Origin of the sequence: Halomonas citrativorans (assembly GCF_014898005.1) — a bacterium.
Taxonomy (GTDB): Bacteria; Pseudomonadota; Gammaproteobacteria; order Pseudomonadales; family Halomonadaceae; genus Vreelandella; species Vreelandella citrativorans.
Genome location: NZ_JABUYX010000001.1, coordinates 487,298 through 509,657 on the forward strand (window position 1 = coordinate 487,298; position 22,360 = coordinate 509,657).

The 22,360-nt window shown below is 53.4% G+C and carries 19 protein-coding genes; 7 read left to right on the plus strand and 12 right to left on the minus strand.

What is annotated here, in order from left to right; translation table 11 throughout:
* Positions 1 to 67 precede the first annotated feature (67 nt).
* The 4 genes from accC to ppa all read right to left on the minus strand — a co-directional run bounded on the left by accC (position 68) and on the right by ppa (position 4,839).
* Entirely contained in the window at positions 68 to 1,408 is a 1,341-nt protein-coding gene (accC, locus tag INT20_RS02140; RefSeq protein WP_193056373.1) for an acetyl-CoA carboxylase biotin carboxylase subunit, read from the minus strand.
* 30 nt (positions 1,409 to 1,438) lie between these two features.
* Complete coding sequence (accB, locus tag INT20_RS02145) at positions 1,439 to 1,906, minus strand: acetyl-CoA carboxylase biotin carboxyl carrier protein (protein ID WP_172116519.1); 468 nt, start codon at positions 1,904 to 1,906, stop codon at positions 1,439 to 1,441.
* 334 nt (positions 1,907 to 2,240) lie between these two features.
* Positions 2,241 to 4,121, minus strand: a complete 1,881-nt coding sequence (dsbD, locus tag INT20_RS02150) for a protein-disulfide reductase DsbD (RefSeq protein ID WP_193056374.1) — start codon at positions 4,119 to 4,121, stop codon at positions 2,241 to 2,243.
* A gap of 187 nt (positions 4,122 to 4,308) precedes the next feature.
* Complete coding sequence (gene ppa, locus INT20_RS02155; protein WP_087105558.1) at positions 4,309 to 4,839, minus strand: inorganic diphosphatase; 531 nt, start codon at positions 4,837 to 4,839, stop codon at positions 4,309 to 4,311.
* 294 nt (positions 4,840 to 5,133) lie between these two features.
* Here ppa and INT20_RS02160 point away from each other — a divergent pair, with 294 nt between their 5' ends.
* Positions 5,134 to 6,852: a bifunctional protein-serine/threonine kinase/phosphatase gene (locus INT20_RS02160; protein ID WP_193054357.1), complete on the plus strand. Its 1,719-nt coding sequence runs from the start codon at positions 5,134 to 5,136 to the stop codon at positions 6,850 to 6,852.
* A gap of 84 nt (positions 6,853 to 6,936) precedes the next feature.
* Here the strand turns inward: INT20_RS02160 and INT20_RS02165 are convergent, their stop codons facing one another.
* Positions 6,937 to 8,196 (minus strand): 6-phosphofructokinase, encoded by a 1,260-nt coding sequence (locus INT20_RS02165; protein WP_087105555.1) that lies wholly within the window; start codon positions 8,194 to 8,196, stop codon positions 6,937 to 6,939.
* A gap of 128 nt (positions 8,197 to 8,324) precedes the next feature.
* Complete coding sequence (rnt, locus tag INT20_RS02170) at positions 8,325 to 8,993, minus strand: ribonuclease T (RefSeq protein WP_193054355.1); 669 nt, start codon at positions 8,991 to 8,993, stop codon at positions 8,325 to 8,327.
* A 238-nt stretch (positions 8,994 to 9,231) separates the two neighbouring features.
* On the opposite strand from rnt, the gene INT20_RS02175 reads away from it, so the two are divergent.
* Together INT20_RS02175 and INT20_RS02180 are read left to right on the plus strand one after the other, a co-directional pair.
* The gene (locus INT20_RS02175; protein ID WP_193056375.1) at positions 9,232 to 10,449 is read left to right on the plus strand and encodes an argininosuccinate synthase; all 1,218 of its coding nucleotides are present in this window, start codon (positions 9,232 to 9,234) and stop codon (positions 10,447 to 10,449) included.
* A 58-nt stretch (positions 10,450 to 10,507) separates the two neighbouring features.
* Positions 10,508 to 10,870 carry an HlyU family transcriptional regulator gene (locus INT20_RS02180; protein ID WP_193056376.1) on the plus strand — a complete coding sequence of 121 codons (363 nt, stop codon included), beginning with the start codon at positions 10,508 to 10,510 and terminating at the stop codon, positions 10,868 to 10,870.
* Here INT20_RS02180 and INT20_RS02185 read toward each other — a convergent pair.
* The 4 genes from INT20_RS02185 to INT20_RS02200 are packed head-to-tail and all read right to left on the minus strand — an operon-like array spanning position 10,867 to position 16,245.
* Complete coding sequence (locus tag INT20_RS02185) at positions 10,867 to 13,614, minus strand: sensor histidine kinase (protein WP_193056377.1); 2,748 nt, start codon at positions 13,612 to 13,614, stop codon at positions 10,867 to 10,869. The genes INT20_RS02180 and INT20_RS02185 overlap by 4 nt on opposite strands.
* 2 nt (positions 13,615 to 13,616) lie before the next feature.
* Positions 13,617 to 13,820: a hypothetical protein gene (locus INT20_RS02190; protein WP_172116526.1), complete on the minus strand. Its 204-nt coding sequence runs from the start codon at positions 13,818 to 13,820 to the stop codon at positions 13,617 to 13,619.
* The gene (locus INT20_RS02195) at positions 13,817 to 15,874 is read right to left on the minus strand and encodes a 3'-5' exonuclease (protein ID WP_193056378.1); all 2,058 of its coding nucleotides are present in this window, start codon (positions 15,872 to 15,874) and stop codon (positions 13,817 to 13,819) included. The genes INT20_RS02190 and INT20_RS02195 overlap by 4 nt, the downstream gene beginning before the upstream one ends.
* Positions 15,871 to 16,245: a response regulator transcription factor gene (locus INT20_RS02200; RefSeq protein ID WP_172116528.1), complete on the minus strand. Its 375-nt coding sequence runs from the start codon at positions 16,243 to 16,245 to the stop codon at positions 15,871 to 15,873. The genes INT20_RS02195 and INT20_RS02200 overlap by 4 nt, the downstream gene beginning before the upstream one ends.
* 267 nt (positions 16,246 to 16,512) lie before the next feature.
* Between INT20_RS02200 and INT20_RS02205 the strand changes: the two genes are divergently transcribed.
* Genes INT20_RS02205 through INT20_RS02220 form a run of 4 tightly spaced genes read left to right on the plus strand, consistent with a single transcriptional unit; the run spans position 16,513 to position 20,626 of the window.
* Positions 16,513 to 18,189 (plus strand): carbon starvation CstA family protein, encoded by a 1,677-nt coding sequence (locus INT20_RS02205; RefSeq protein ID WP_193053477.1) that lies wholly within the window; start codon positions 16,513 to 16,515, stop codon positions 18,187 to 18,189.
* Positions 18,190 to 18,206: 17 nt separating this feature from the next.
* Positions 18,207 to 18,485: a cory-CC-star protein gene (locus INT20_RS02210; protein ID WP_172116530.1), complete on the plus strand. Its 279-nt coding sequence runs from the start codon at positions 18,207 to 18,209 to the stop codon at positions 18,483 to 18,485.
* 31 nt (positions 18,486 to 18,516) lie between these two features.
* Positions 18,517 to 19,524, plus strand: a complete 1,008-nt coding sequence (locus tag INT20_RS02215; RefSeq protein ID WP_193056379.1) for an ArsA family ATPase — start codon at positions 18,517 to 18,519, stop codon at positions 19,522 to 19,524.
* Positions 19,525 to 19,552: 28 nt separating this feature from the next.
* The gene (locus tag INT20_RS02220) at positions 19,553 to 20,626 is read left to right on the plus strand and encodes a tRNA-queuosine alpha-mannosyltransferase domain-containing protein (protein ID WP_193056380.1); all 1,074 of its coding nucleotides are present in this window, start codon (positions 19,553 to 19,555) and stop codon (positions 20,624 to 20,626) included.
* On the opposite strand, the gene INT20_RS02225 is transcribed toward INT20_RS02220, so the two are convergent.
* Positions 20,623 to 21,693, minus strand: coding sequence for a carboxysome shell carbonic anhydrase (locus tag INT20_RS02225; protein WP_193053480.1), 1,071 nt, complete (start codon positions 21,691 to 21,693; stop codon positions 20,623 to 20,625). The two genes, INT20_RS02220 and INT20_RS02225, sit on opposite strands and share 4 nt — an antisense overlap.
* A 22-nt stretch (positions 21,694 to 21,715) precedes the next feature.
* The gene (gene nth / locus INT20_RS02230; protein WP_193053481.1) at positions 21,716 to 22,354 is read right to left on the minus strand and encodes an endonuclease III; all 639 of its coding nucleotides are present in this window, start codon (positions 22,352 to 22,354) and stop codon (positions 21,716 to 21,718) included.
* Positions 22,355 to 22,360: the final 6 nt, after the last annotated feature.

The following is a 22,360-nucleotide window of genomic DNA, read 5'->3' on the forward strand; positions in this document are numbered from 1 at the left end:
GGGCTTGGCCACCCCGTTGGGTATTACTCGGCAACACTATGAAATGCTTGCTTGGCACATGGAGCTTTTAGCCGGCAAGTTTCTTTTCTAGATAGTGAATGTTGACACCGCCCTGGCGGAATTGGCTATCGCGCACCAGGTCTTTCTGTAGGTCAATATTGGTTTTGATACCTTCGACCAGCAGCTCATCCAGCGCATTACACATGCGCGTTAACGCGATCTCACGATCCTCGCCCCAGGTGATCAGCTTGCCAATCAGTGAGTCGTAGTGTGGCGGAACGGTATAGCCTGTATACAGGTGAGAATCCATGCGCACGCCCAAGCCGCCAGGGGCGTGATACAGCGTCACTTTGCCTGGTGATGGCATGAACGTGCGTGAGTCTTCCGCGTTGATCCGACATTCAAACGCGTGGCCGTTAAGCTTAACGTCTTCCTGGCGAATCGACAGTGGCAAGCCTGACGCAATACGCAGCTGTTCTTTGACGATATCCACGCCGGTGACCATTTCCGTTACCGGATGCTCAACCTGAACACGTGTGTTCATCTCGATAAAGAAGAACTTGCCATCTTCGTACAGGAACTCGAACGTACCGGCGCCGCGGTAGTTAATTTCAATACAGGCCTGGCGGCACGCTTCCAGTACGTCGGCACGTGCTTTCGGGTCGAGGCCGGGGGCAGGCGCTTCTTCAAGTACTTTTTGATGGCGGCGTTGCAAAGAGCAGTCGCGGTCATAGAGGTGGATCGCATTGCCCTGACCATCGGCCAGAACTTGTACTTCCACATGGCGCGGTTTCTCAAGGAATTTTTCCATGTAAACCGTGCCATCGCCAAACGCTGCCTGGGCTTCGTTTTGGGTAATGCTAATGGCGGACAGTAACTGGTCTTCTGAATGCACGACCCGCATGCCACGACCGCCACCACCAGCCGCTGCCTTGATGATAACGGGATAGCCTATACGCACGCCAGCCGCCAGGCTTGCGGCCTCATCATCGCCCAGGGGGCCATCAGAGCCAGGTACGGTAGGCACGCCCGCCTTCTTCATGGCTTCAATGGCGCTCACTTTGTCGCCCATTAAGCGAATGGTTTCAGCGCGCGGACCAATAAAGGTAAAGCCGGAGCGCTCAACCTGCTCGGCAAAATTGGCATTTTCAGACAAAAAGCCATAGCCGGGATGAATGGCGCTTGAGTCGGTCACTTCGGCAGCGCTAATCAGCGCGGGAATATTCAAGTACGACTGGGCCGAAGAGGCCGGGCCAATGCACACTGCTTCATCCGCCAAGCGTACGTGCATCAGCTCGCGGTCAGCCTTGGAGTGTACGGCGACGGTTTTGATGCCCAGCTCTTTACATGCCCGTAAAATACGTAGGGCTATCTCGCCGCGGTTCGCGATAAGTACCTTGTCCAGCATGGGAGAGTCCACCCGTGTTGATGTGAAAGATTAAGCGAGGACGATCATGGGTTGATCAAATTCCACCGGCTCACCATCTTCCACCAGGATGGCTTCAACCACGCCGTCGCGATCAGCTTCAATCTGATTCATCATTTTCATCGCTTCAACGATACATACCGTGTCGCCTTGCTTAACGGTGTCGCCTACTTCAACAAACGATTTTGCACCCGGTGCCGGGCTGCGGTAGAAGGTGCCCACCATCGGAGAGTTAACGGCTTCACCGCGGAAGCTTGCGCTGGCAGGCTCCGCGTCAACGCTGGGCGCTGTAGGTGCTGCGGGAGCCGGTGCAGGCGCTGCAAAAGGTTGGGAATACTGGGGCATTGGCTGGGGCTGCCAGGTAGCACCGTTAGGATGACGGCTGATGCGTACTGACTCTTCGCCCTCCTGAATTTCAATTTCGCTAATGTTGGATTCTTCGAGTAGTTCGATCAGTTTTTTTACTTTGCGAATATCCATATTGGGCCCCGTAGATAGATGAAGGTTGCTGCCTAACACGCTAGTGATAACGCTTAAGTATCGCAATATTTAGCGCGCAGTAAACCAAGTTAAGAAAAGAAGAGAACGCAGCATGATGGCGAACGTTACCCCTCTAACAGCTTAAAAATCGAGCATTTAACTAATGTGGAGGCGGAGTTTGCCGAAAAAAGCGGAACATGTCCAGCGCTAGTCCAGTGCAGAGCCGAGGCATAAAACGCGGTATGCCTTGATGGCTATCTTTACCGTTTAGCGAAGAGCATGCTGTTATCGGTACTCAACAATTGCCCCCAGGGTACAAATAAAGTTCAGGCTTTTAGCTTAATAGCCACTGTTTTAAGGATGAAAGATGCTCTGCAAGCGCGTTGGCGGTGACCTCCCCTTGGATCCGCGCTGGGCGTATTTCTGCACCTTGATCAAAGAACAGCAGGCTGGGCGGCCCAAAAAGCTGGTACTGGTTAAGTAGCTGTCTACTTTCAGGGGTCGTATCGGTGACATCGACGGCAATTAGCGTGAAGCCTTCCAACGCCTCAATAACACGTGGGTCTGGATAAACTTCACGCTCCATCACTTTGCATGAAATACACCAGTCAGCGGTGAAATGGACAAAGGCGGGTTGATGGGCACTGTCTGCCTGAGCAAGAGCTGAGCGTAGTTCATCCAGGCTATCCACGGTTACAAAATCAAGCGCCGTTTCTTGAGTGGCTGTAGCACTATGGGAAAAGCGCAGCGGTTGAAGCGGGTTATTATTGCCCTGAGCTGCGCCCAAAACGAGGGCAACCCCCCAGGCAAGCAGCATCAATCCCAGCGTTTGTCGCGCACGCGACCAACCTGACGGTGGGTTCAGACGTAACGCGCCCAGCACCAGCGCGCTGCCTATCGCCAGTGCTGCCCAGAGCAAGAGCCCTACAGGCCCAGCTACAAGACGCTCGATCATCCAAATGGCCACACCCAGCAGTAATAAACCAAAGCCGGTCTTAACGCCGTTCATCCAGGCGCCTGTTCGTGGCAGTAGGGTAACGCCCAGCGTGCCTACCAGTAGCAGCGGTAACCCCATGCCAAGACCCAACGCAAAGAGAACCGCGCCCCCAATAGCAGCGTCGCCGGTAGAGGAAATAAAGACCAATGCACCGGCAAGCGGTGCGGTAACGCAGGGCGATACCACCAGTACCGAAAGCGCGCCTGCCAGGGCGAGCCCACCCGGGCCACTGCGTTGTGCCCGAGCTTGCCATGCCTCGATGCTGTGGGTCATGCGTGACGAGAAACGTAACTCGAAAGCGCCAAACATGGCGAGCGCAAACAGCGTGAAAAGTAATCCAAACGCTATTAATACAGGCGCCGACTGAAGGCGGGCCTGCAAGTTTAGGCCTGCCCCAAAGAGTCCCATTAAGACACCGACAACGGCGTAGGTCGTCGCCATGCCCAACACATAGCTTGCCGAAAGAACAAACGCACGCGGTTTAGTTGGATTTTGACCAACGATGATCGAGGAAAGAATGGGAATCATGGGTAAAACGCAGGGCGTAAATGTTAAACCCAGCCCGGCAATAAAGAAAAGACCCAAGGCCAGCGGCAGGCTTGCCTCGCTTAGTAAGGCGCTAAAGCGGCTGTCGGCACTTTGCGGTGTGTTCAGCGCTTGACGAGAAGTGTTGAGGTTTTCCGGCTCAGCGCTGCTCGCCGCTTGGGCAGGCGCGGCAACGCCTGTTGATGGGTGGCTGTTTTCGGCTAACCATTGGGCATATTGAGCAGGCGGCTGTGACTCAGCGGCCTGTAGCGGTACCTGTTCAGGTGGGTAGCAAAGCCCGGCATCGGCGCAGCCTTGAAAGGTAAGCTCAATGTCGATGGGGCCTGAATAAACGTGTTCAAGCGGTGTCTCAAACACCAGTATGTCGCGAAAGGTGTAGACATCGCCCATAAATTCGTCATTGGTAAAGGTGCCTTCGGGTAGAGCAGGGCTACCCAGTGCCACAGAAGGCGTTTGGCTTTTAACGTCAAACTGATGTCGGTAAAGGTAATAGCCTTCAGCACTTTGAATGCCGATATAAAGTGTTTCGCCATCGTGCCAAGCGGTAGGCTGAAATGCCTCCATTACGGGCAGAAACTGATTGTTGCTGCTGGATGAAAACCATTGTGCGTGGGCGAATAATGGTAGCCAGCAGAGTAGCCAGAATAAACCTAATCGTTTGACGGATAACACGATACATCCTTAACGGCGATATGGCTGAAAAGCACCCGCATTAACATGGCGCATAATATGGAACGAGCGCTTGGTAGCGCTTGTGAAAGATCCACGCGCAGTGATAAAAAAATGGCTAGTGGGTGTAATAAGAAGGCCGCCTATTGGCGGCCTTCTTAATAGAGACAAAACAGCGCGTTTAGTTCACTTACGCCTTTTGGTAAGCGGCCGCTGATTTTTCAATAGCTTTACGCGCTGCTTCAACGCCTTCCCAGGACTCAACTTTTACCCACTTGCCTTTTTCAAGGTCTTTGTAGTTTTCAAAGAAGTGGGCGATTTGCTGACGCAGAAGCTCGGGTAGGTCGGTAACTTCCTGTACGTCATCATAAAGCGTGCTGAGTTTGGGGTGTGGTACGCATACCAGCTTGGCATCTTCACCTGCTTCATCGGTCATGTTCAGGATGCCGATGGGGCGCGCACGAATAATGCTGCCAGGCGCTACCGGGTGCGGTGTTACTACTAAGGCGTCGAGTGCATCGCCATCATCAGCCAGCGTATGGGGAATAAAGCCGTAGTTGGCGGGGTAGAACATTGGGGTCGCCATAAAACGATCAACCAATAGTGCGCCCATATCCTTATCAATTTCGTATTTGATAGGCGAGTGGTTCGCAGGAATCTCGATCGCCACGTAAATATCGTTCGGCAAATCCTTTCCGGCTGGGATGTTATCGAAGTTCATCGTTGAGTCCTTAGAAGTTCTTGGGTGTTGCAGTGGCTAAGCAATTGATGCGTTGCACGAATAGTCGGGAATTATACGAAGATGGCTGGGCGATTGCCAATGCAACATGGGCGCAGCGCCGACGCTATCGCTTAATGGTAGCGGTAATTTGCTTTTATCGCAGTGGTCGCGACGTTTGGTGGGCATCGCAGTAAAGCCGTTGCGTGTATTATAGCGACCATGAAGTTTTGTCATGAAATTCTGTCATGAAGTTTTGTCATGAAATTCTGTTGAGCGGTTCGCCAAGGAGGATGAGTGGGGCATGCCCAGTTGCTGATCAGTTATGGTCAAGCGTTTGTTGCGCCTGACCGACGTTTGCATCGCAGCTCCATGTCGGTGCGTTTCCCTGATGCACCGCTATTAAAGGTCAAAGGGGGCTGCGCCGTTATCAGCGACTCTGTGTCGCGCAATACGCTGGCCAAACAGGCGGGTGATTTAAGTGTGCGTGGCTTTTTAGCGGATTACTTTTCTACACCTGACCATTGGGATACTAAAACGTCAGCAACACGCGTGCTACGTGCACTCAATAGCTGGTGTTACAGCCAAAGCCAGCATGTAAAAGAGGGTGGCTTTGTTTCCTCAATGTCGGTGGTTGTCTTTCGTAAGTGCGAAGCGCACCTGTTTCATATGGGGGACACGCTGGTGTTTCGCTTGCGAGGCGCTGAGTTTGAGCAGCTGACGCGAGACCATGTGACCGATATTGGTGGCTACCACTATCCGTCCCGGGCGCTGGGAATGGATGGCAGTGTGGACATCGACTATACCCATCTGGGTCTTAAACAGGGCGATATTTTTCTGTTCACCACACGTGGCGTGCGCGGTACGCTGTTGCCTTCCGACTATGTACGCTTGATTCGCCAGGACGCCAGTGACTTGGATGCGGCTTGCGAACGCCTGGCCAGTGAAGCTAAGCAGCGCGCTCAAGAGCGAGGCTACGGAGGGGATCAATTTTGCTTTCAATTGGTGCGTATTGATGAGTTGCCGGAAGAGTCACCGGACGACCCAGGGCTGATTTACGGTGATTTGCCGATTCCGCCTGAACTTGCGCCAGGCGAGCGGCTTGATGGGTTGGAAGTAATAGAAGTACTGTCGCGTAATGCGCAGTCTCGTGTCTATCGGGTAAGAGACGTGCATACCGAGCGTGAAATGGCAATGAAGGCGCCAAGCCCTGAGCTATCGCTCCGTAATGCCTATCTGGAGCATTTCCTGCTTCAGCAGTGGATCGTTGAGCGGGTTAATTCGCCTTTTATCGCTAAGGTCGTAAAGCCCTCAAGACCACGCCGCTATCTTTACTACTTGATGCAGCATGTTGAAGGGGACACGTTGCGCCAGTGGGCCGAGCGGCATCCTCAGGCCAGCCTTGTCCAGCGATTGGATATCGCAAATCAATTGGGTAAGGCCGTGCAGGCGCTGCACCACCGCGACATTATTCATCAGCAGATTACGCCGGATAATATTTTAATTGATAGCCACGGTAAGCTGATGCTCAACGATTTTAGCGCGTGCCATATGCGTGAGGTCGACGGTCACCGGCATTCAGGTGAGCTGTTGCGCCAAATTGGTTTTAACGAACACACCGCACCTGAGTATGCATTGGAAGATAGCATTGGCCGTCGCAGCGATCAGTACTCCCTCGCTTCAACCGTCTACTGGCTGTTAACCGGAGAGCTACCTTACCAACTTACCCCGAACAAGTTGCGCAGTCATACGGATTTAGAAGAACTTAGCTATCGCAGCTCGCGAACTCATAACCCGGAAATTACCCAAGAGTTGGATGATGCCTTACGGCGTGCATTGGACCCACAGCGTGCGCTGCGCTTTAGGCGTCAGTCAGAGTTTCTACATGCACTGCGAGTTCCGCTAGGCCGTTTACCTGTTCAAGAGGACACTCGCCAGGAGCCACGTCGTCATTTCTGGCAAGGCGTCGCCGGAGTGTTGCTGCTGTTATTGGTACTTTCGTGGCTATTAAGGTGATGTGCTAGCTAAAAAAACGGGCGATGAGATAATCATCGCCCGTTTGGGTTACCGCCGTTGGCAACCCCGAAAAGGGGTGGCACCTTATAGCGTAAACGTGGGGAGTTTTTGGTCCACTTTGGCAAGTTTCAGCTTAGCCACTTTGGGCAAGCCGTTCTCAAAGGGCGGGAAGTCTTCGCCTTGAATCAACGGTGAGAGGTAATCGCGGCATGCCTGGGTAATCGCAAAGCCGCTTTCGCTGATAAAATCGCGCGGCATAAACTTTTCCTGGTTGGCAATCTGGGCCAACGGCGCGGAAATAACATCCCACTGGTAGGGTGATTGAGAAATGCGGCGAATCGCGGGCATCATCGAGTTCTTGCCTGCCAGCGCGAGCGTCACGGCTTCACGGCCAACCGCATAGGCTTGTTCAACGTCTGTTTTCGAGGCCAAGTGGCGAGCTGCACGCTGTAAGTAGTCAGCGACGGCCCAGTGATACTTGTAGCCCAGGTCCTGCTTGATCATGCCGGCAAGCGTAGGCGCAACACCACCCAACTGGCGATGACCAAAGGCATCGGTATTGCCTGCATCGGCCAGGAAGGTGCCGTCTTCATAACGAGCGCCTTCTGATACCACGATGACGCAGTAGCCGTTCTGTTTCACGCTTTCCTCAACCCGCGCCATGACGGCTTTACGGTTGAAGGCGATCTCGGGGAAAATAATCAAGTGAGGCGGTTCACCTTCACCTTCACCGGCTAATCCGCCCGCCGCTGCAATCCAGCCGGCATGGCGCCCCATCACTTCAAGCACGAAGACTTTGGTCGATGTTGCGCACATGGAGGCGATATCGAGAGAGGCTTCACGGGTAGAGGTGGCAATATATTTGGCAACGCTACCAAAACCTGGGCTGTTATCGGTAATCGGCAGGTCATTATCCACGGTTTTAGGCACGTGAATAGCGGTTAGTGGATAGCCCAGCTTTTCTGAAAGTTGAGAGATCTTCAGGCAAGTGTCGGCACTGTCGCCACCACCGTTATAGAAGAAGTAGCGGATGTTATGTGCCTTAAATACCTCAATTAAACGCTCGTACTGAGTGCGATGGGTATCGATATCTTTTAGCTTATAGCGGCAAGAACCGAATGCACCGCCGGGCGTATAGCGTAATGCGGCAATCGCTTCGTCGCTTTCCTGAGTAACATCAATGAGGTCTTCGGTTAATGCGCCAATAATGCCGTTATGGCCCGCGTATACCTTGCCAATTTGTTCGGGAGCTTGTCGGCATGCTTCGATAACGCCGCAGGCGCTGGCGTTAATAACGGCGGTAACGCCGCCTGACTGGGCGTAAAAGGCATTATACTGAGCCATTGAAACGTCTCATCTTTTGAAAAGCGAAAAAATAAAGCACACAGAAAGCGTTGAACGCCTTCATCAACAGTGCATGTAAAGTGGCGAAGTTTAGCGTAAAGCCCACGTCACTGCATCCAGCCAACGGGTTATTCACCGTCGTCCATGTCCTGCTCTCGTTGGGCCAGGCGCCATCCACCCAAGTCTTTATAACGGTTAACCATGGCGCAGAATAACTCCGCCGTGCGTTCGGTATCGTAGCGTGCTGAGTGTGCTGCTTTATTGTCAAATTCGATACCGGCCGCACGGCAGGCTCGGGCCAGTACGGTTTGGCCGTAAACAAGGCCTGCCAGCGTCGCGGTGTCAAAACTTGAGAAAGGGTGGAACGGATTACGTTTAACGTTGCAGCGATTAGCAGCAGCGTTAAGAAACCCCTGATCAAACGCCGCATTGTGGCCGACTAAAATGGCGCGCGAACATCCATGGGCTTTTATAGATTTGCGTATAGGGCGGAAAATTTCACCCAGCGCTTCTGTTTCGCTGAGCGCTACCTGGCGGCGTAGTGGGTCATCCAGATTGATACCGGTAAAGTCCAGCGCTGACTGTTCGACATTGGCCCCTTCAAAGGGTTGAATGTGATAAGCGTAGGTCGCATCAGGCAGTAGGTTTCCTTCCGGGTCCATGGTGAGCGTGACGGCTGCAATTTCAAGCACGGCATCACTGTGGGCATTGAAGCCGCCCGTTTCTAAATCAATGACAACCGGCAGATAACTGCGAAAACGTTGGGCCATTAATTCGCGGGCAATTGCCTCGCTCATGCAGCTCTCCTTAGTACAGCGAGTAATCGTCAAAAATGGGCGGTAAGCCGCCTCCTGGATGGTGTGATTCTAGCAGCTTTCTGTATAAGGCGTCGCTGACGGTATTCGCTAGCCATAGAGAACGCTATACTTGGCGTTTACTTTGATACGTTGTGCGCTTAAAGGCGCCGTATTCGCTGGTGAGCGTCGTTTCACACACGTGGTTTTTATAAACGGTTTTATAAACAAGGAGCAAAGAATGTCCGATGTCAAAAAGGTTGTGCTGGCATATTCAGGCGGCCTGGACACCTCTGTAATCGTTAAGTGGTTGCAAGAAACTTACAACTGCGAGGTAGTGACCTTTACTGCCGACATCGGTCAAGGCGAAGAAGTCGAGCCGGCACGCGCGAAGGCACAGGCACTGGGTGTTAAAGAAATTTACATTGAAGATTTGCGCGAAGAGTTTGTACGCGACTATGTCTTCCCCATGTTCCGTGCCAATACCGTTTATGAAGGCGAGTATTTGCTGGGCACCTCCATTGCACGCCCGCTAATCGCCAAGCGGTTGATCGAAATCGCCAATGAAACCGGCGCCGACGCTATCTCTCACGGTGCAACCGGTAAAGGTAACGACCAGGTGCGCTTTGAGCTGGGCGGTTACGCACTGAAACCTGGCGTTAAAGTGATTGCGCCGTGGCGCGAGTGGGATCTAACGTCTCGTGAAAAGCTGATGGCTTACTGCGAAGAGCATAATATCCCGGTCGACTTCTCCAGCAAGAAGAAATCGCCGTACTCCATGGACGCCAACCTGCTGCATATCTCCTACGAAGGCGGCATTTTGGAAGACCCGTGGGCCGAAGCTGAGGACGATATGTGGCGTTGGAGCGTATCGCCTGAAGCCGCCCCGGATCAGCCTACGTATGTTGAGTTAACGTTCGAGAAAGGCGATATCGTTGCCATCGACGGTGAAGCGCACAAGCCGCACGAAGTGCTTGAGAAGCTCAATAAAGTAGGTGGTGATAACGGCATTGGCCGTCTGGATATCGTAGAGAACCGTTACGTGGGCATGAAGTCGCGTGGCTGCTACGAAACACCTGGCGGCACCATCATGCTGCGTGCCCACCGTGCCATTGAATCGCTGACGCTTGATCGTGAAGAAGCCCACCTCAAAGATCAGCTAATGCCGAAATACGCAGAAGTGATCTACAACGGCTACTGGTGGAGCCCCGAGCGCCGCATGCTGCAAGCCGCTATCGATGAGACGCAGGCAAACGTCTCGGGCGTTGTGCGCATGAAGCTCTATAAAGGTAACGCCATCGTAGTAGGACGTAAGTCCGAGCAGTCGTTGTTCGACGAGTCCATCGCAACGTTTGAAGATGACGCCGGTGCTTACGACCAGAAAGACGCGGAAGGCTTTATCAAGCTGAATGCATTACGTTTACGGATCGCCGCTGGCAAAGGTCGTCAGCAGAGCTAATTCCGATCAAAAGCGGCAGGGTTTTCCTGCCGCTTTTTTTCTAACGCGAGGAGCCCGTATGTTTAAAAAGCTCTTTTCAGGACTGTTGGGTGGCGGCAGTAAGTCGGCCACTAAGGCGGTCACCAATGCCGCGGAACCGGTGGAATACAAAGGCTATTCGATCGTTTCTCAGCCCGATCAACAAAGCGGTCAATATCGCGTCAGCGGTTGGATTAGTAAGGCTGATAGCAATGGTGAGCCGCGTGAACTTCGCTTTGAGCGTTCCGATATGCTGCCTGGTCGCGATGCTTGCGACGCCATGATGGTGACCAAGGCACAACGTTTTATTGATGAAGTGGGCGATGAAGTGTTTAAGCCTGACCCTCGTCATGCGGGCAGTGAGCCAACAGTGACGGATAACCAGCAAACGCCAAGCGCCTAAGGCGCAGGCGTGCCTTTGTTAGGCTCTGCTTCTGGTAGTGTCAACACAAAGCAGGCGCCCTTGAGTACTTGGGCATCCTCTACCCAAAGCCTGCCACCCATGTGAACAGCAATTGCCCGGCTGATAGGTAAGCCTAAACCACTGCCTTTAGGGCGACCACCGGTGGACGTATCGCCCGGTTGTAGCTGGTGGAATTTCTCGAATACATGTTCACGTGCGCTTGGCTCAATGCCTGCGCCATTATCTTCGACGCATAAATAAACGTGTTGATTCTGTTTATACAAGCGCAGCAAGACGTGTGGGTCTGCCGGGTCGGCAAATTTGCTCGCGTTATCCAGCAAGTTGATAATAATTTGCTCCAGCCGGTCCGGGTCGCCAATAACGTTGGCGGGTCGTTCTAAGATAGTGATTTCAAGGTGGACATTACGTTGCTCTTGTAGTCGCGCAATCGCTTCAAGGCTATGGTCGGTAAGCGCTGCTAGATCCAGCGTTTTTGCATCAAACGTCATACGGCCGCTCTCCAGGCGAGCAAGATCCAGAATTTCATCGATCAGCCGTGAAAGGCGTTGGCTCTCAAGTACCATAACGTGCAAAAAGTGCTGTCGTTTTTCCTCGGGAACGGCCTGAGAACCTGACAGGATTTCTGCAAATGCGCGAATGGAGGTGAGCGGGGTGCGCAGCTCATGACTCACCATCGCTACAAACTCATCCTTTAAACGGTCCAGTTCACGGAGTCGATCATTGGCGCTTTGTAAGTCCTTGCCGATTCGCGTCAGCTCATCCGATTTCTGTTTTAAACGACGGTTGTACTCCAGCGTTTGCGTGGTGATGTCCAGCATGCTGAGCAATGACTCAATGTCGAGTGCTTCACCGCGAACCACCGAGTTGATCAATACGCGCGCTGACGCATTACCCAGTGAGCCCGCCAAGGCCTGTTCTGCGCGCATGATAAGTTCATCAGCGGCAGGCTGGTCTTTTTGCAATGTACTAAGGGTTTGGGTGTGTGTTGAAAAAACCTGCTGCGCCGCTTTAAGCCCTAAGTAACGCACCAATAGCTCATGCAGAGCACCTTGCGTTGTTTGGCCACGTTGAAGCGAAGTGGTGGGCAGGTTGGGGTGCAGCGCCTCGGTAAACAGGGCGGCCTGGGTTTGTTCAAGCGGGGTGGAACGCGTAAACAGTGAAATGCTCACTAACAGACCTGCGTTGACAAACATGCTCCAGAGAAGGGAGTGCGTATAAATATCCCATTCTTCCAACCCAAAAAGCGCATAGGGCGTCAGCCAGCCAATACCCCAAGGGCCTTCGGTGAGTAGTGCGCTATCCAGCCATCCGGACTGAGCAAACCCAGGCAGGAGCAGGGTGTAGCCCCACATGAAGAATCCACCGATTAAGCCATACACTGCCCCCAGCCGGGTAGCACCACGCCAATAAAGGCCAATTAGCAGGGCCGGTGCGAACTGTGCCGCGCCGACGAAAGATACCAGGCCGATGGTGACTAAACTGTAGGAGTCGCCGATGAGCGCGTGGTAGAGATAGCCGAGTAGCAAGATAAGTACGATAGCGACCCGGCGTATTCTTAAAAGCCACCGGGCAAGCCCGCCTTTACTGTCTGTATGCAGCGCCTTAAAACGTAGCAAGAGCGGCATGATCAGTTGGTTGCTGACCATAGTGGAGAGCGCAATGGTTTCAACAATGACCATGCCCGTTGCCGCAGAAAGCCCACCAATAAAGACCAGCAGGGGAAGCCCTTCAAGCCCCGCAGAAAGCGGCAGGGTCAGCACAAAGCTGTCTGGGTCTCCCGCATCGAGCAGTAAACCGGCCAGGGCAATAGGGATCACAAATAGGTTAATCAGGAGTAAATACAGGGGGAATAGCCAACTGGCCCTGGCAAGATGGCGCTCATCGATATTTTCAACCACCAGCACCTGGAACTGACGTGGTAGGGTTAGGAATGCCAGAAAAGCAAGGACCAACATGCCTACCCAGCCGGTTGCTCCACCTGGAACGCTTTCCAGGTGCATTAATTGACTTAAGGCAGGCGTTTGGGCGACCTGAGTAAATAGCGAACCTGGCCCCTCAAACAGGATAAAGACAACAAAAATCCCCACCGCTAGAAAAGCCACCAGTTTGACAATAGACTCCAGCGCAATAGCCGCTACCATGCCTTCATGACGCTCGCTGGCATCCAGATGGCGTGTGCCGAATAAAATAATAAAAACGGCCAGTACCAAAGCAACCCACAAGGAGCGGTCCATCCAGAAACGCTCGTTATAGAGAATCGACTCAGCGCTTTGTGGGTAGCTAATGAGTACCGCATGGCTCACCGTAATGGCCTTTAGCTGTAGGGCTATATACGGCGTAATGGTAATCAGCGATATGAGCGCCACCAGCGCGCCAAGACTGGCACTTTTGCCATAGCGGGCGCTAATAAAGTCAGCAATGGAGGTGAGCCGTTGGCGTGCGGCAATGCGCACCATTTTGCGGATGATAAAAGGCGATAGCATCATCGCAAGCGTTGGCCCTAAATAGATAAGTAAAAAACTTGGGCCAAACTGCGCCGCGCGCCCGACACTGCCGTAGAACGTCCATGCCGTACAGTAAACGGCAATAGAAAGCGCATACACCGTTGGTGAGTTAATAATAGAACGGCCTTGCACCGCCCGGCGGTCGCCCCAGGCCGCTACTAGAAAAAGCAGGCCTAAATAGCCGAACACCGCACTTAGTATCAGCGCATCCGTTCGCATGATTATCGCCTTTTAGTAGGTTCCATCAGCCATGCGCTCAGGCCAATGATGAACGCCCAACTGCAGAAAAGATAAAGGGGTAGCCAACCGATACCTACCGAGGGCAGGCGATCAATCACTAGAAGCAGTGGCGGACAGAAAAGCATCAGTGCCAGGGTGACTAGCCCAAGTAAGCGTTCTCGGTAGCGTGAATTTGAAGGCATCATGAGGCGCTGGCATCCTCTTTATCAAACGCACTGGCTTGTAAGGCGAGTAGCTGCTCAAGAGTGGTAATTCCGCGTGCTTCCAAACGAGGCAGTAATGCAAGCCAGAGCTCGCCAGTTACGCGAGCATCGCCCAGTGCCGTATGGCGAAGGCCGGGTGGCAGTGTCAAACCATACCGCTTTACCAGGCTGTCCAGGTCATGACCATCGAGTCCTTCATCAAGCGCACGGGAGATTAATAAAGTATCCAGTACGGGCATGTCGAATAGCACACCTTTCTGACTGATCGCGAGCATATCAAACGAAGCGTTATGGGCGAGCAGGACAGCTTCTCCAATATAATCACGAAATTGTGGTAGCACCTGTTCCAGGCGCGGAGCTTCGTTAACGTCGCTATCTGTGATGCCATGAATCGCGGTACTGGCGGCAGGAATCGGCTTGTGTGGATTAACGTAGTGATCAAACACATCGCTGGCTAATAAGCGCCCATTCACAATACGACAGGCGCCGAGGCTAATCACTGTATCGCCTCTGCGCAGCTCAAGCCCGGTTGTTTCGGTATCAAAAATCACCAGTTCCAGGCTACGCAGAGCGCAATTAGCGAGCGTGGTATCGGGAGAGGGCAAGTCTGCGATACCAAAATCATGAAATTCTGGCCGAGGTGGCGCAGAGCGCGGAGCCGCATTTTGCGCCACGCCAAGAAGCGGTAGTCGCAAGCGTGCGTGCTGGCCGTCGGTGTCTTGCGTGCTCCAGGCATCGCTTGCGTGCTGGCGCAATACATCCGCCGCACTTGGGCTCAAGGGGAGCGTGTTCAGGGGGTGCATCAGCCACTTGGTAAGCTCGCTCTCGGGTATCGGTTTGCCCTTCCATACAAGGTCGAGGTAGGTGTGTTTCGGGCTAAGCGACACTTCGCCTTCAAACACACTACCCGTGATGTAATCACTCAGGTGTTTAACCAGCGATCCAAAAAGAGCCATCAATGCAGGGGCATCGCCTTTAAACCAGACTGGCATTCCAATGGGGGTGATCAGGCGGTGGGCAGGGTCCAGATAATCATCCAGCATCTGCCAAAAGTCATTGGACCATATTGAGGTAAGCCGCTCACCCTGTTGCTGCATGGCTTCAACAAGTTCACTGACGTTGGCGACTGTTTCACCAAGGGCGCTACTCTCTTCACGCACTACTTGCTCCAGCCGCTGAGCAAGCGAGCCACTTTCATGCGCTGATTGACGCAGTTGGCTGAGTGCATCCGTCGCGGTTACCAGGCTTGCCGTATGTTGGCGAAGAGGTGTGAGCATACGTGCAAGATCGGCCCGCTCACCCCGTTCACTGGCCCAGGCCGCCGTGGCATCGCTGCAGGTTATTAGTGTTTCACCTTGGCTTTCAGGCACCCGACGGATAATGACTTTTAACCAGCGCTGATCACACGGCACCAAAAGCTCACGCGGAGTGCCATTAGCGGGCAGTTGCTCAAGGAGTTGTTGCAAGCTTGCAAGCGGCAATAGGGCTTCCAGACGCTTACCCAAGCCCAAGCCTTGCGTATTCACAAAAAAGCGCTCAGCCGCTTGGTTGAACAGCATTAAACGGCGGTGCTTATCGTAAAGCAGAAGCGGCGTTTCCAGCACCTGTAGCAGCGCCTCAAGCGCTTTACGGATACGGGTTGCGCTTTGGGCGCCCTCGGCACGGGCCTTATGCAATGAATGACGGTCCGAGTGCCAGCTCTCTTGTACCCGGCGTAGATCAGGTGCCAGGCCCTTCAGCCAGCCTTGCGGGGGCCAAGTGTCTTCGGTATCAGGGTTGGCGGCCAGTCGGGCAAGCTGTGCTTGCAGACTGCGTAGCGGCGTAAAAAGCAGACGTTCAAGCAGCAAGCCCACTAAGAAAAGTGTGATGCCGCCTGAAAAGCAACCTGCCCAGAGGATAAGCCGATAGCCACCCGTCACGTTCAACTGGCTTTCCAGCCAAGCAGCAAAGAAAGCCCCTCCCAAGAGGCTCAAGCCGCTAAGCAGTAGCCAGGCACCCACCAAACGCTGCCGTTTAGGCAGTGCCTTTGGCGTCATGAGGTTTCCTCACCCAGCAGGGTTTGCACTTTCTCAACCAGCGCCTGTGTTGAAAATGGCTTGGTAATATAGGCGTTAGCGCCCAGCGCAAAGCCCTTTTCACGCTCCGCTTCACGGCCATGGGCGGTGAGCATAATCACCGGCAGCTGTGCCGTAGCGGTATGGCTGCGTAGTGCTTCCAATACATCAAACCCGCTAATCCCGGGAAGGCTAATATCCAGTAACACAACATCTGGTTCGTTGGCCGCCACACACTCAAGGGCTTGTTCGCCATCCAGCGCGCTGATGACATCAAACCCTGCCTGCTCCATTAAAAATTCAATCGACAGGACGATGTTCGGTTCATCATCGACCACTAGCACTTTTGTCATGGAGCCCACCGACTGGTTGTTATTTAAAAACGTTTATCTCACTCACTACGAGTGTAGGTAGCGATGCAAGGCAGGCCAAGACGACCTTGGCCGAATAGAAAGCGAGTGCGGGTACCAGTTTACAACTTTAGGGTGAATAATCGGTGTTCAAGAGATTTAGACATAGACGTAATCAAGAAGCCGTACCAACATATAAACAGAAACACCTAACCTATACGTGCCTTGGTTTTAATAATAAAGAACAATCTTGCCAAAGGAGCCGCGCATATGAGTGCTGTTATCTTGCTGTTAATCGGACTTGGGGCAATGGCGTTAGGATACGTGTTGTATTCTAAATTTATTGCTCAAAAGATCTATCAGTTAGACCCGGATTTCAAAACCCCTGCTCATGAATTTGAGGATGGCATCGACTATGTGCCGACCAACCGTTTTGTGCTCTGGGGGCATCACTTTACCTCAGTAGCGGGAGCGGCACCCATAGTAGGCCCTGCCATTGCGGTGATATGGGGCTGGGCACCTGCTTTTTTATGGGTGGTGTTCGGCACCATCTTTTTTGCCGGTGTACACGATTTTGGCGCTATATGGGCCAGCGTACGCAATAAGGCCAAATCGGTAGGCGCCTTAACGGGCGATGTAGTCGGCAAACGGGCACGCAGCATTTTTATGATCGTTATTTTCCTTGTGCTGCTTATGGTTAATGCCGTGTTTGCTGTGGTGATTGCCGGATTAATGATGAACTTTCCTAGTGCAGTGGTACCGGTTTGGGGGGCGATTTTTGTGGCACTGATCATTGGCCAACTGATCTACCGGCGGATACTGAGCCTAACTGTGGTATCGGTATTAGGCGTCATCGCTCTTTATGCGCTGATTGGTATTGGCCCGATGGTGCCTGTTCAAATGCCTGCTGAAGTCGCTGGGCTGTCGGGTAACGCTATCTGGATTGTGATTTTGTTTGGCTATGCAGCCATTGCTTCGCTATTGCCCGTATGGATGCTGCTGCAGCCACGAGACTATATCAATGGTTTACAGCTATTTATCGGTCTGCTGATTCTTTATGGAGCGCTGGTGCTGCTTAACCCAACGCTGGTCGCGCCTGCCTTTAACAGCAATGTACCTGCCGGCACGCCTTCGATGATTCCGCTGCTTTTTGTAACGATTGCCTGTGGGGCAATATCGGGTTTCCACGGGCTGGTATCTTCCGGTACTACCTCCAAACAGCTTAATAAAGAAACCGATGCGCGGTTCGTGGGCTACTTTGGGGCGGTAGGCGAGGGGATGCTAGCGCTAGCGGCTATTTTGGCCGCGACGGCAGGGTTTGCGACATTTGGCGATTGGCAGGCCATGTACAGCGCCTTTGGCCAAGGCGGCGTTAACGCCTTTGTGGAAGGGGGCGCATTTATTATTCATAACGGTATTGGGCTGCCTGAGGCTACTGCCGCGACGCTGTTAACGGTCATGGCCGCGCTTTTTGCAGGTACCACCATGGATACTGGCTTACGCTTGCAGCGTTATATTTTCCAGGAGTGGGGGGATATTTATAACCAGCCGTGGATGAAAAAACCGGCACTTGCGACAGGTCTGGCGGTGGGAACCTGCCTGTTGTTGGCATTCGGGGCGGGTGGTGCGGATGGTTCTGGCGGTTTGATTATCTGGCCGCTTTTTGGCACCACCAACCAGTTGCTTGCCGGGTTAACGCTGCTGATTATTACCGTCATGCTGGTACGTCTGCGGCGGCCCATGTGGTACACCCTGGCGCCCCTGTGCTTTTTGCTGGTAATGACCATATTGGCATTACTCATTCAGCTTCGCACTTTCTGGGACCAAGGCAACATGTTCCTGCTGGTGATGGATATTGTGGTGCTGATGGCGGCCATTCTCGTCGCGATGGAGTGTGCCGCTGCGCTTAAACGCTCGCGTGCCGAAATGGCAGCCCAAGGTGACTAAATAAAGAGGGCATCATAATGTTATCCAAGCGTGATACGTTGCGGGCCTGGCTGGGCCAGGCCCGCTTTTTTACCGAAGAGGTCTATAGCGCGCGCTATCGTGGGGCGATTGCGCGGGCGCGCCGTGATGAAGATGACCTGTTCATGCTGCTGGTTTTTTCAGAAATGATGGGTGTACCCAACCCCGCCGCCTATTACACACTGGAATTGCAGCCGCTGCTGCTTGAACGTTTTCATGACTGGCATACGCGAATGGGCATGGAACATTCGCCGCTGGACCATTTTCGCTGTTGCTAGCCCCCTAAATAAGCCCATGGACAGGTAACCTATGCAATCAGTTCTCAGCCGCCGCCTGCTGTGGGTAGGTGGTAAAGGCGGCGTGGGTAAAACAACCGTCGCGGCCTCTTTGGCAATTCTTGCGGCCAGGCGTAACAAACGCGTGCTGGTGGTTTCAACTGACCCCGCCCATAGCCTGGGCGATGTGTTTGATCAAACGTTAGGCGATACGCCGCGTCGCTTGCTGCCTAATCTGGATGCCATGGAGATTGATCCTGATAGTGAGGTTGAGGCGCATTTAGATAGAGTTACCCAGCAAATGCGCCGCTTCGCCGCGCCTGAAATGATGCAGGAGCTAGAGCGGCAAATGCGCCTGACGCGTCAATCCCCTGGCACTCAGGAAGCTGCCCTGCTTGAGCGGCTGGCGCGGCTGATTCTGGATGACGATGCGCCTTATGACTTGGTGATTATCGATACGGCGCCCACTGGACATACGCTGCGCCTTTTAACCCTGCCCGAAGCCATGGCGGCCTGGACGGATGGACTGCTGGCACATAATCGCAAATCGGCTGAATTGAGCGGTGTGCTTAAGCATCTCACTCCATCACGTGGGCAGGATGTGGCTACTCCCTTTGATAACCCCACAGAAGATGCGCTTTCCGGTCTGGATGAGCGTACCCGCGAGGTAGCGGAAACGCTGATCAACCGTCGGCGGCTGTTTCACCAGGCACGGCGTCGTATAGAGGATGCCAAGGCGTGCAGCTTTTTATTCGTCATGACGCCGGAGCGACTGCCTATCCTTGAGACGCAACGAGCCGTCAGCGCCTTGGAAGAGGTTAATATCAACGTGGCGGGCGTACTGGTTAACCGGGTGATACCTAAAGAAGCGGACGGTGCCTTTTTGCAGGCACGACGTGTGCAGGAGGCCACTTATCTTGAACGCATTGATACGTTATTTAAGCAATTTCCCCGCCCCACGCTGCCGTGGTTAGCGACCGATGTACAAGGGATCGACGTGTTAGAATCGCTGGCTGATAAGCTGGAGTACCAGGGTTTTTAATGTCAGAGCTTTTAAAACAAGGGTTTTAATGCGCGTTTTATTACTTTCAGCGTACGAAGCGGTGAGCCACCGTTACTGGGCAGACAGTTTAATGGCCCATCTCCCTGAGATAACATGGAAAACATTAAATTTACCGCCGCGTCATTTTGCCTGGCGAATTCGCGGAAACCCGCTTAGCTGGTGGCTAAAAGAGCATGACACACTTAGCCAAGCCTATGACGCTGTATTGGCAACGTCGATGGTGGATTTGGCGACGCTTCTGGGGCTTTTCCCTCATTTGGGTCAGGCCAGAAAAATTGTCTATTTTCACGAAAACCAGTTCGCCTATCCGGAATCGAGTGACCAGATGCCTCAGGTAGAGGCAAAAATGGTCAATCTCTATGCAGCGCTTGCCGCCGATACCGTTGTTTTTAACACCGCCTATAACCGCGACTCGTTTTTTACCGGCGTGCGGGAATTCTTAAAGAAAATGCCCGAAAACCTGCCCGCGGCCAAGCCGCTTGAGGCCTTACGCTCACGTGCTCACGTGCTGCCCGTACCGATTTCACCGCTGGCAGAAACGCATACTGATGGTCGGGTTTCACGGCGTATTGTGTGGAACCATCGCTGGGAGTATGACAAAAATCCGGATGACTTTTTCAATACGTTAATAGCGCTAAGCGAGCAGGGCATTGATTTTGAGTTAGCCGTATTGGGTCAGCGTTTTCGGCAAACACCGCCTATTTTTGATATCGCCCAAGAGAAGCTAGCAGCGCATAGTGTGGCCTGGGGCCCGCAGCCGGAACCGCAATACCGCGAGCTGTTGGCGACCGCCGGGATTGTAGTCTCGACGACCTGGCACGAGTTTCAGGGTTTGGCCATTATGGAAGCTGCCCAGCGCGGAGCATTACCGCTAGTGCCCGATAGGCTCTGTTTTCCTGAGCTATATCCAGATGCTTACCGTTATGATGGTACGCCAGACGGCCTTTATAAGCGTTTGCATGCGTGGCTTAGCACACCCGATTCACGGCCTGGGGAGATAAACACGCAGGCTTGGGAATGGCCCGCCTGGCGTGATGCGTACCGCGCACTATTACAGCCAGGCTTATCGCTACCGCGCTAGTCCAGGGAGTCTAGCCGTCGGGTTGGCCAGTGAACGACAGCCGTATGGCGGCGCATTTTTTGGGCAAGGTGCGGATGCTCCCGCCGAATGACGTGCTCGGCGAACTCGGATAAAAAACGCGACTTCAGCATCGCCCGGGCACGATCCACGCCGCTATGCTGATACGGTGTTGAGGCAAGCAGCATAAAACCATCATCGGGGATCTTGCCAGCCTGCATATTGGCTTCAATAATCGTGGCGGCAGTACCAATCGGTTCAGCCAGGTCGGGCCCGTAAGGCCCAATAATCAGTGCTGTATTAGGCAAGTGCAAAAAGTCGAACCCACGCCCAATACAGATTGCCCACTCACGATGCTCAATATCCAGTTCGCGTTCAACGCCCTGAAGGTCATTGACATGCGCCAGATTACCTTTCAATAAAGGCAGTAAATCCCGGCGTATGTCCGCAGGCATATCAGGGAAAATAGCCTGTAGATGCGCGGTGAGCGCTTCTATGGGCTGCCCAACCCATTCGCGCACATCCAATACTGCGTCGTCCTGACCGTGAAGGATGAGAGCGTCGCTATCCGTCTCAAAGCCGCACACCAGCGGGTACACCTGCTGATGGTCTTCACCAAATAGCTGGCCGGCCTGGTGGGCAATCGTATGCGCGTGTGCTTTGGCGGCTTGGGTGTCGCAAGCGAATCCGGCGCATCCCCGCGCCGGGTTGCCCTCGGAAAAGTGGTAAGTAATCAATAAAAGCGTGGCTCGCCCCGCGTTGGCGGCTTCAATAACGGTGTCGGTAAGTAGCTCACCCAAATACGGCCAACCCAAATCGAAAATCCCGCCAAGGTTACGAAACGGGGTAATAATGCCGAGCGGTGTGCGGGTGGCGTGTGGGATATGAATACGTCCATCCATACATTTCATAACCACAATCGACGTAGGGTGTTGCGCCAGGTAGCGTTGGCGTGAAAGCCAGGCGCCTGCACTGCCAAAGTGGTCAGCGTGCTGGCGGGAGAGCGCAAATAGCGCGTCAATACGCTGCTCAATGGGTTGGTCATGTAGCAAAGTGGCAGGCATCGGCATAGGAGTCTCCTGTTAACGTAAGCTAGGCGAGTTCAATTTTGTCGGGGTACTCACACAGGTCTTCTATAATACAGCTTCCGCAACGAGGTTTGCGCGCAATGCAGGTGTATCGACCGTGGAGAATCAACCAGTGGTGAGCATCCTGTTTAAACTCCTTGGGCACATGGCGTATTAACTTCTGCTCGACTTCAACGACATTTTTGCCTTTGGCGATGCCGGTACGGTTCGATACACGAAAGATATGCGTATCGACGGCAATGGTTGGCTGCCCGAACGCCGTATTCAGAATTACATTGGCGGTTTTACGCCCAACCCCTGGCAGTGCTTCTAACGCACTGCGCGTGTCGGGCACGACGCCGCCGTGCTGGTTGACCAGAATATGGCAAGTCTTCATCAAGTTCTCTGCTTTGGTGTTATACAGGCCGATGGTCTTGATATGCGCTTTAAGCTGATCAATCCCCAAGTCAATAATAGCCTGAGGCGTATTGGCAACGGGGTAGAGCCGTGCGGTGGCTTTATTGACACCGACATCGGTGGCTTGTGCGGAAAGTAAAACCGCCGCAAGCAGCTCAAAAGGGGTCGTCCAGTTGAGCTCTGTTGTCGGGTGCGGGTCTGCTGCTTGAAGGCGAGCAAAAATTTCATGACGCTTTTGGGCATTCATAGCGTG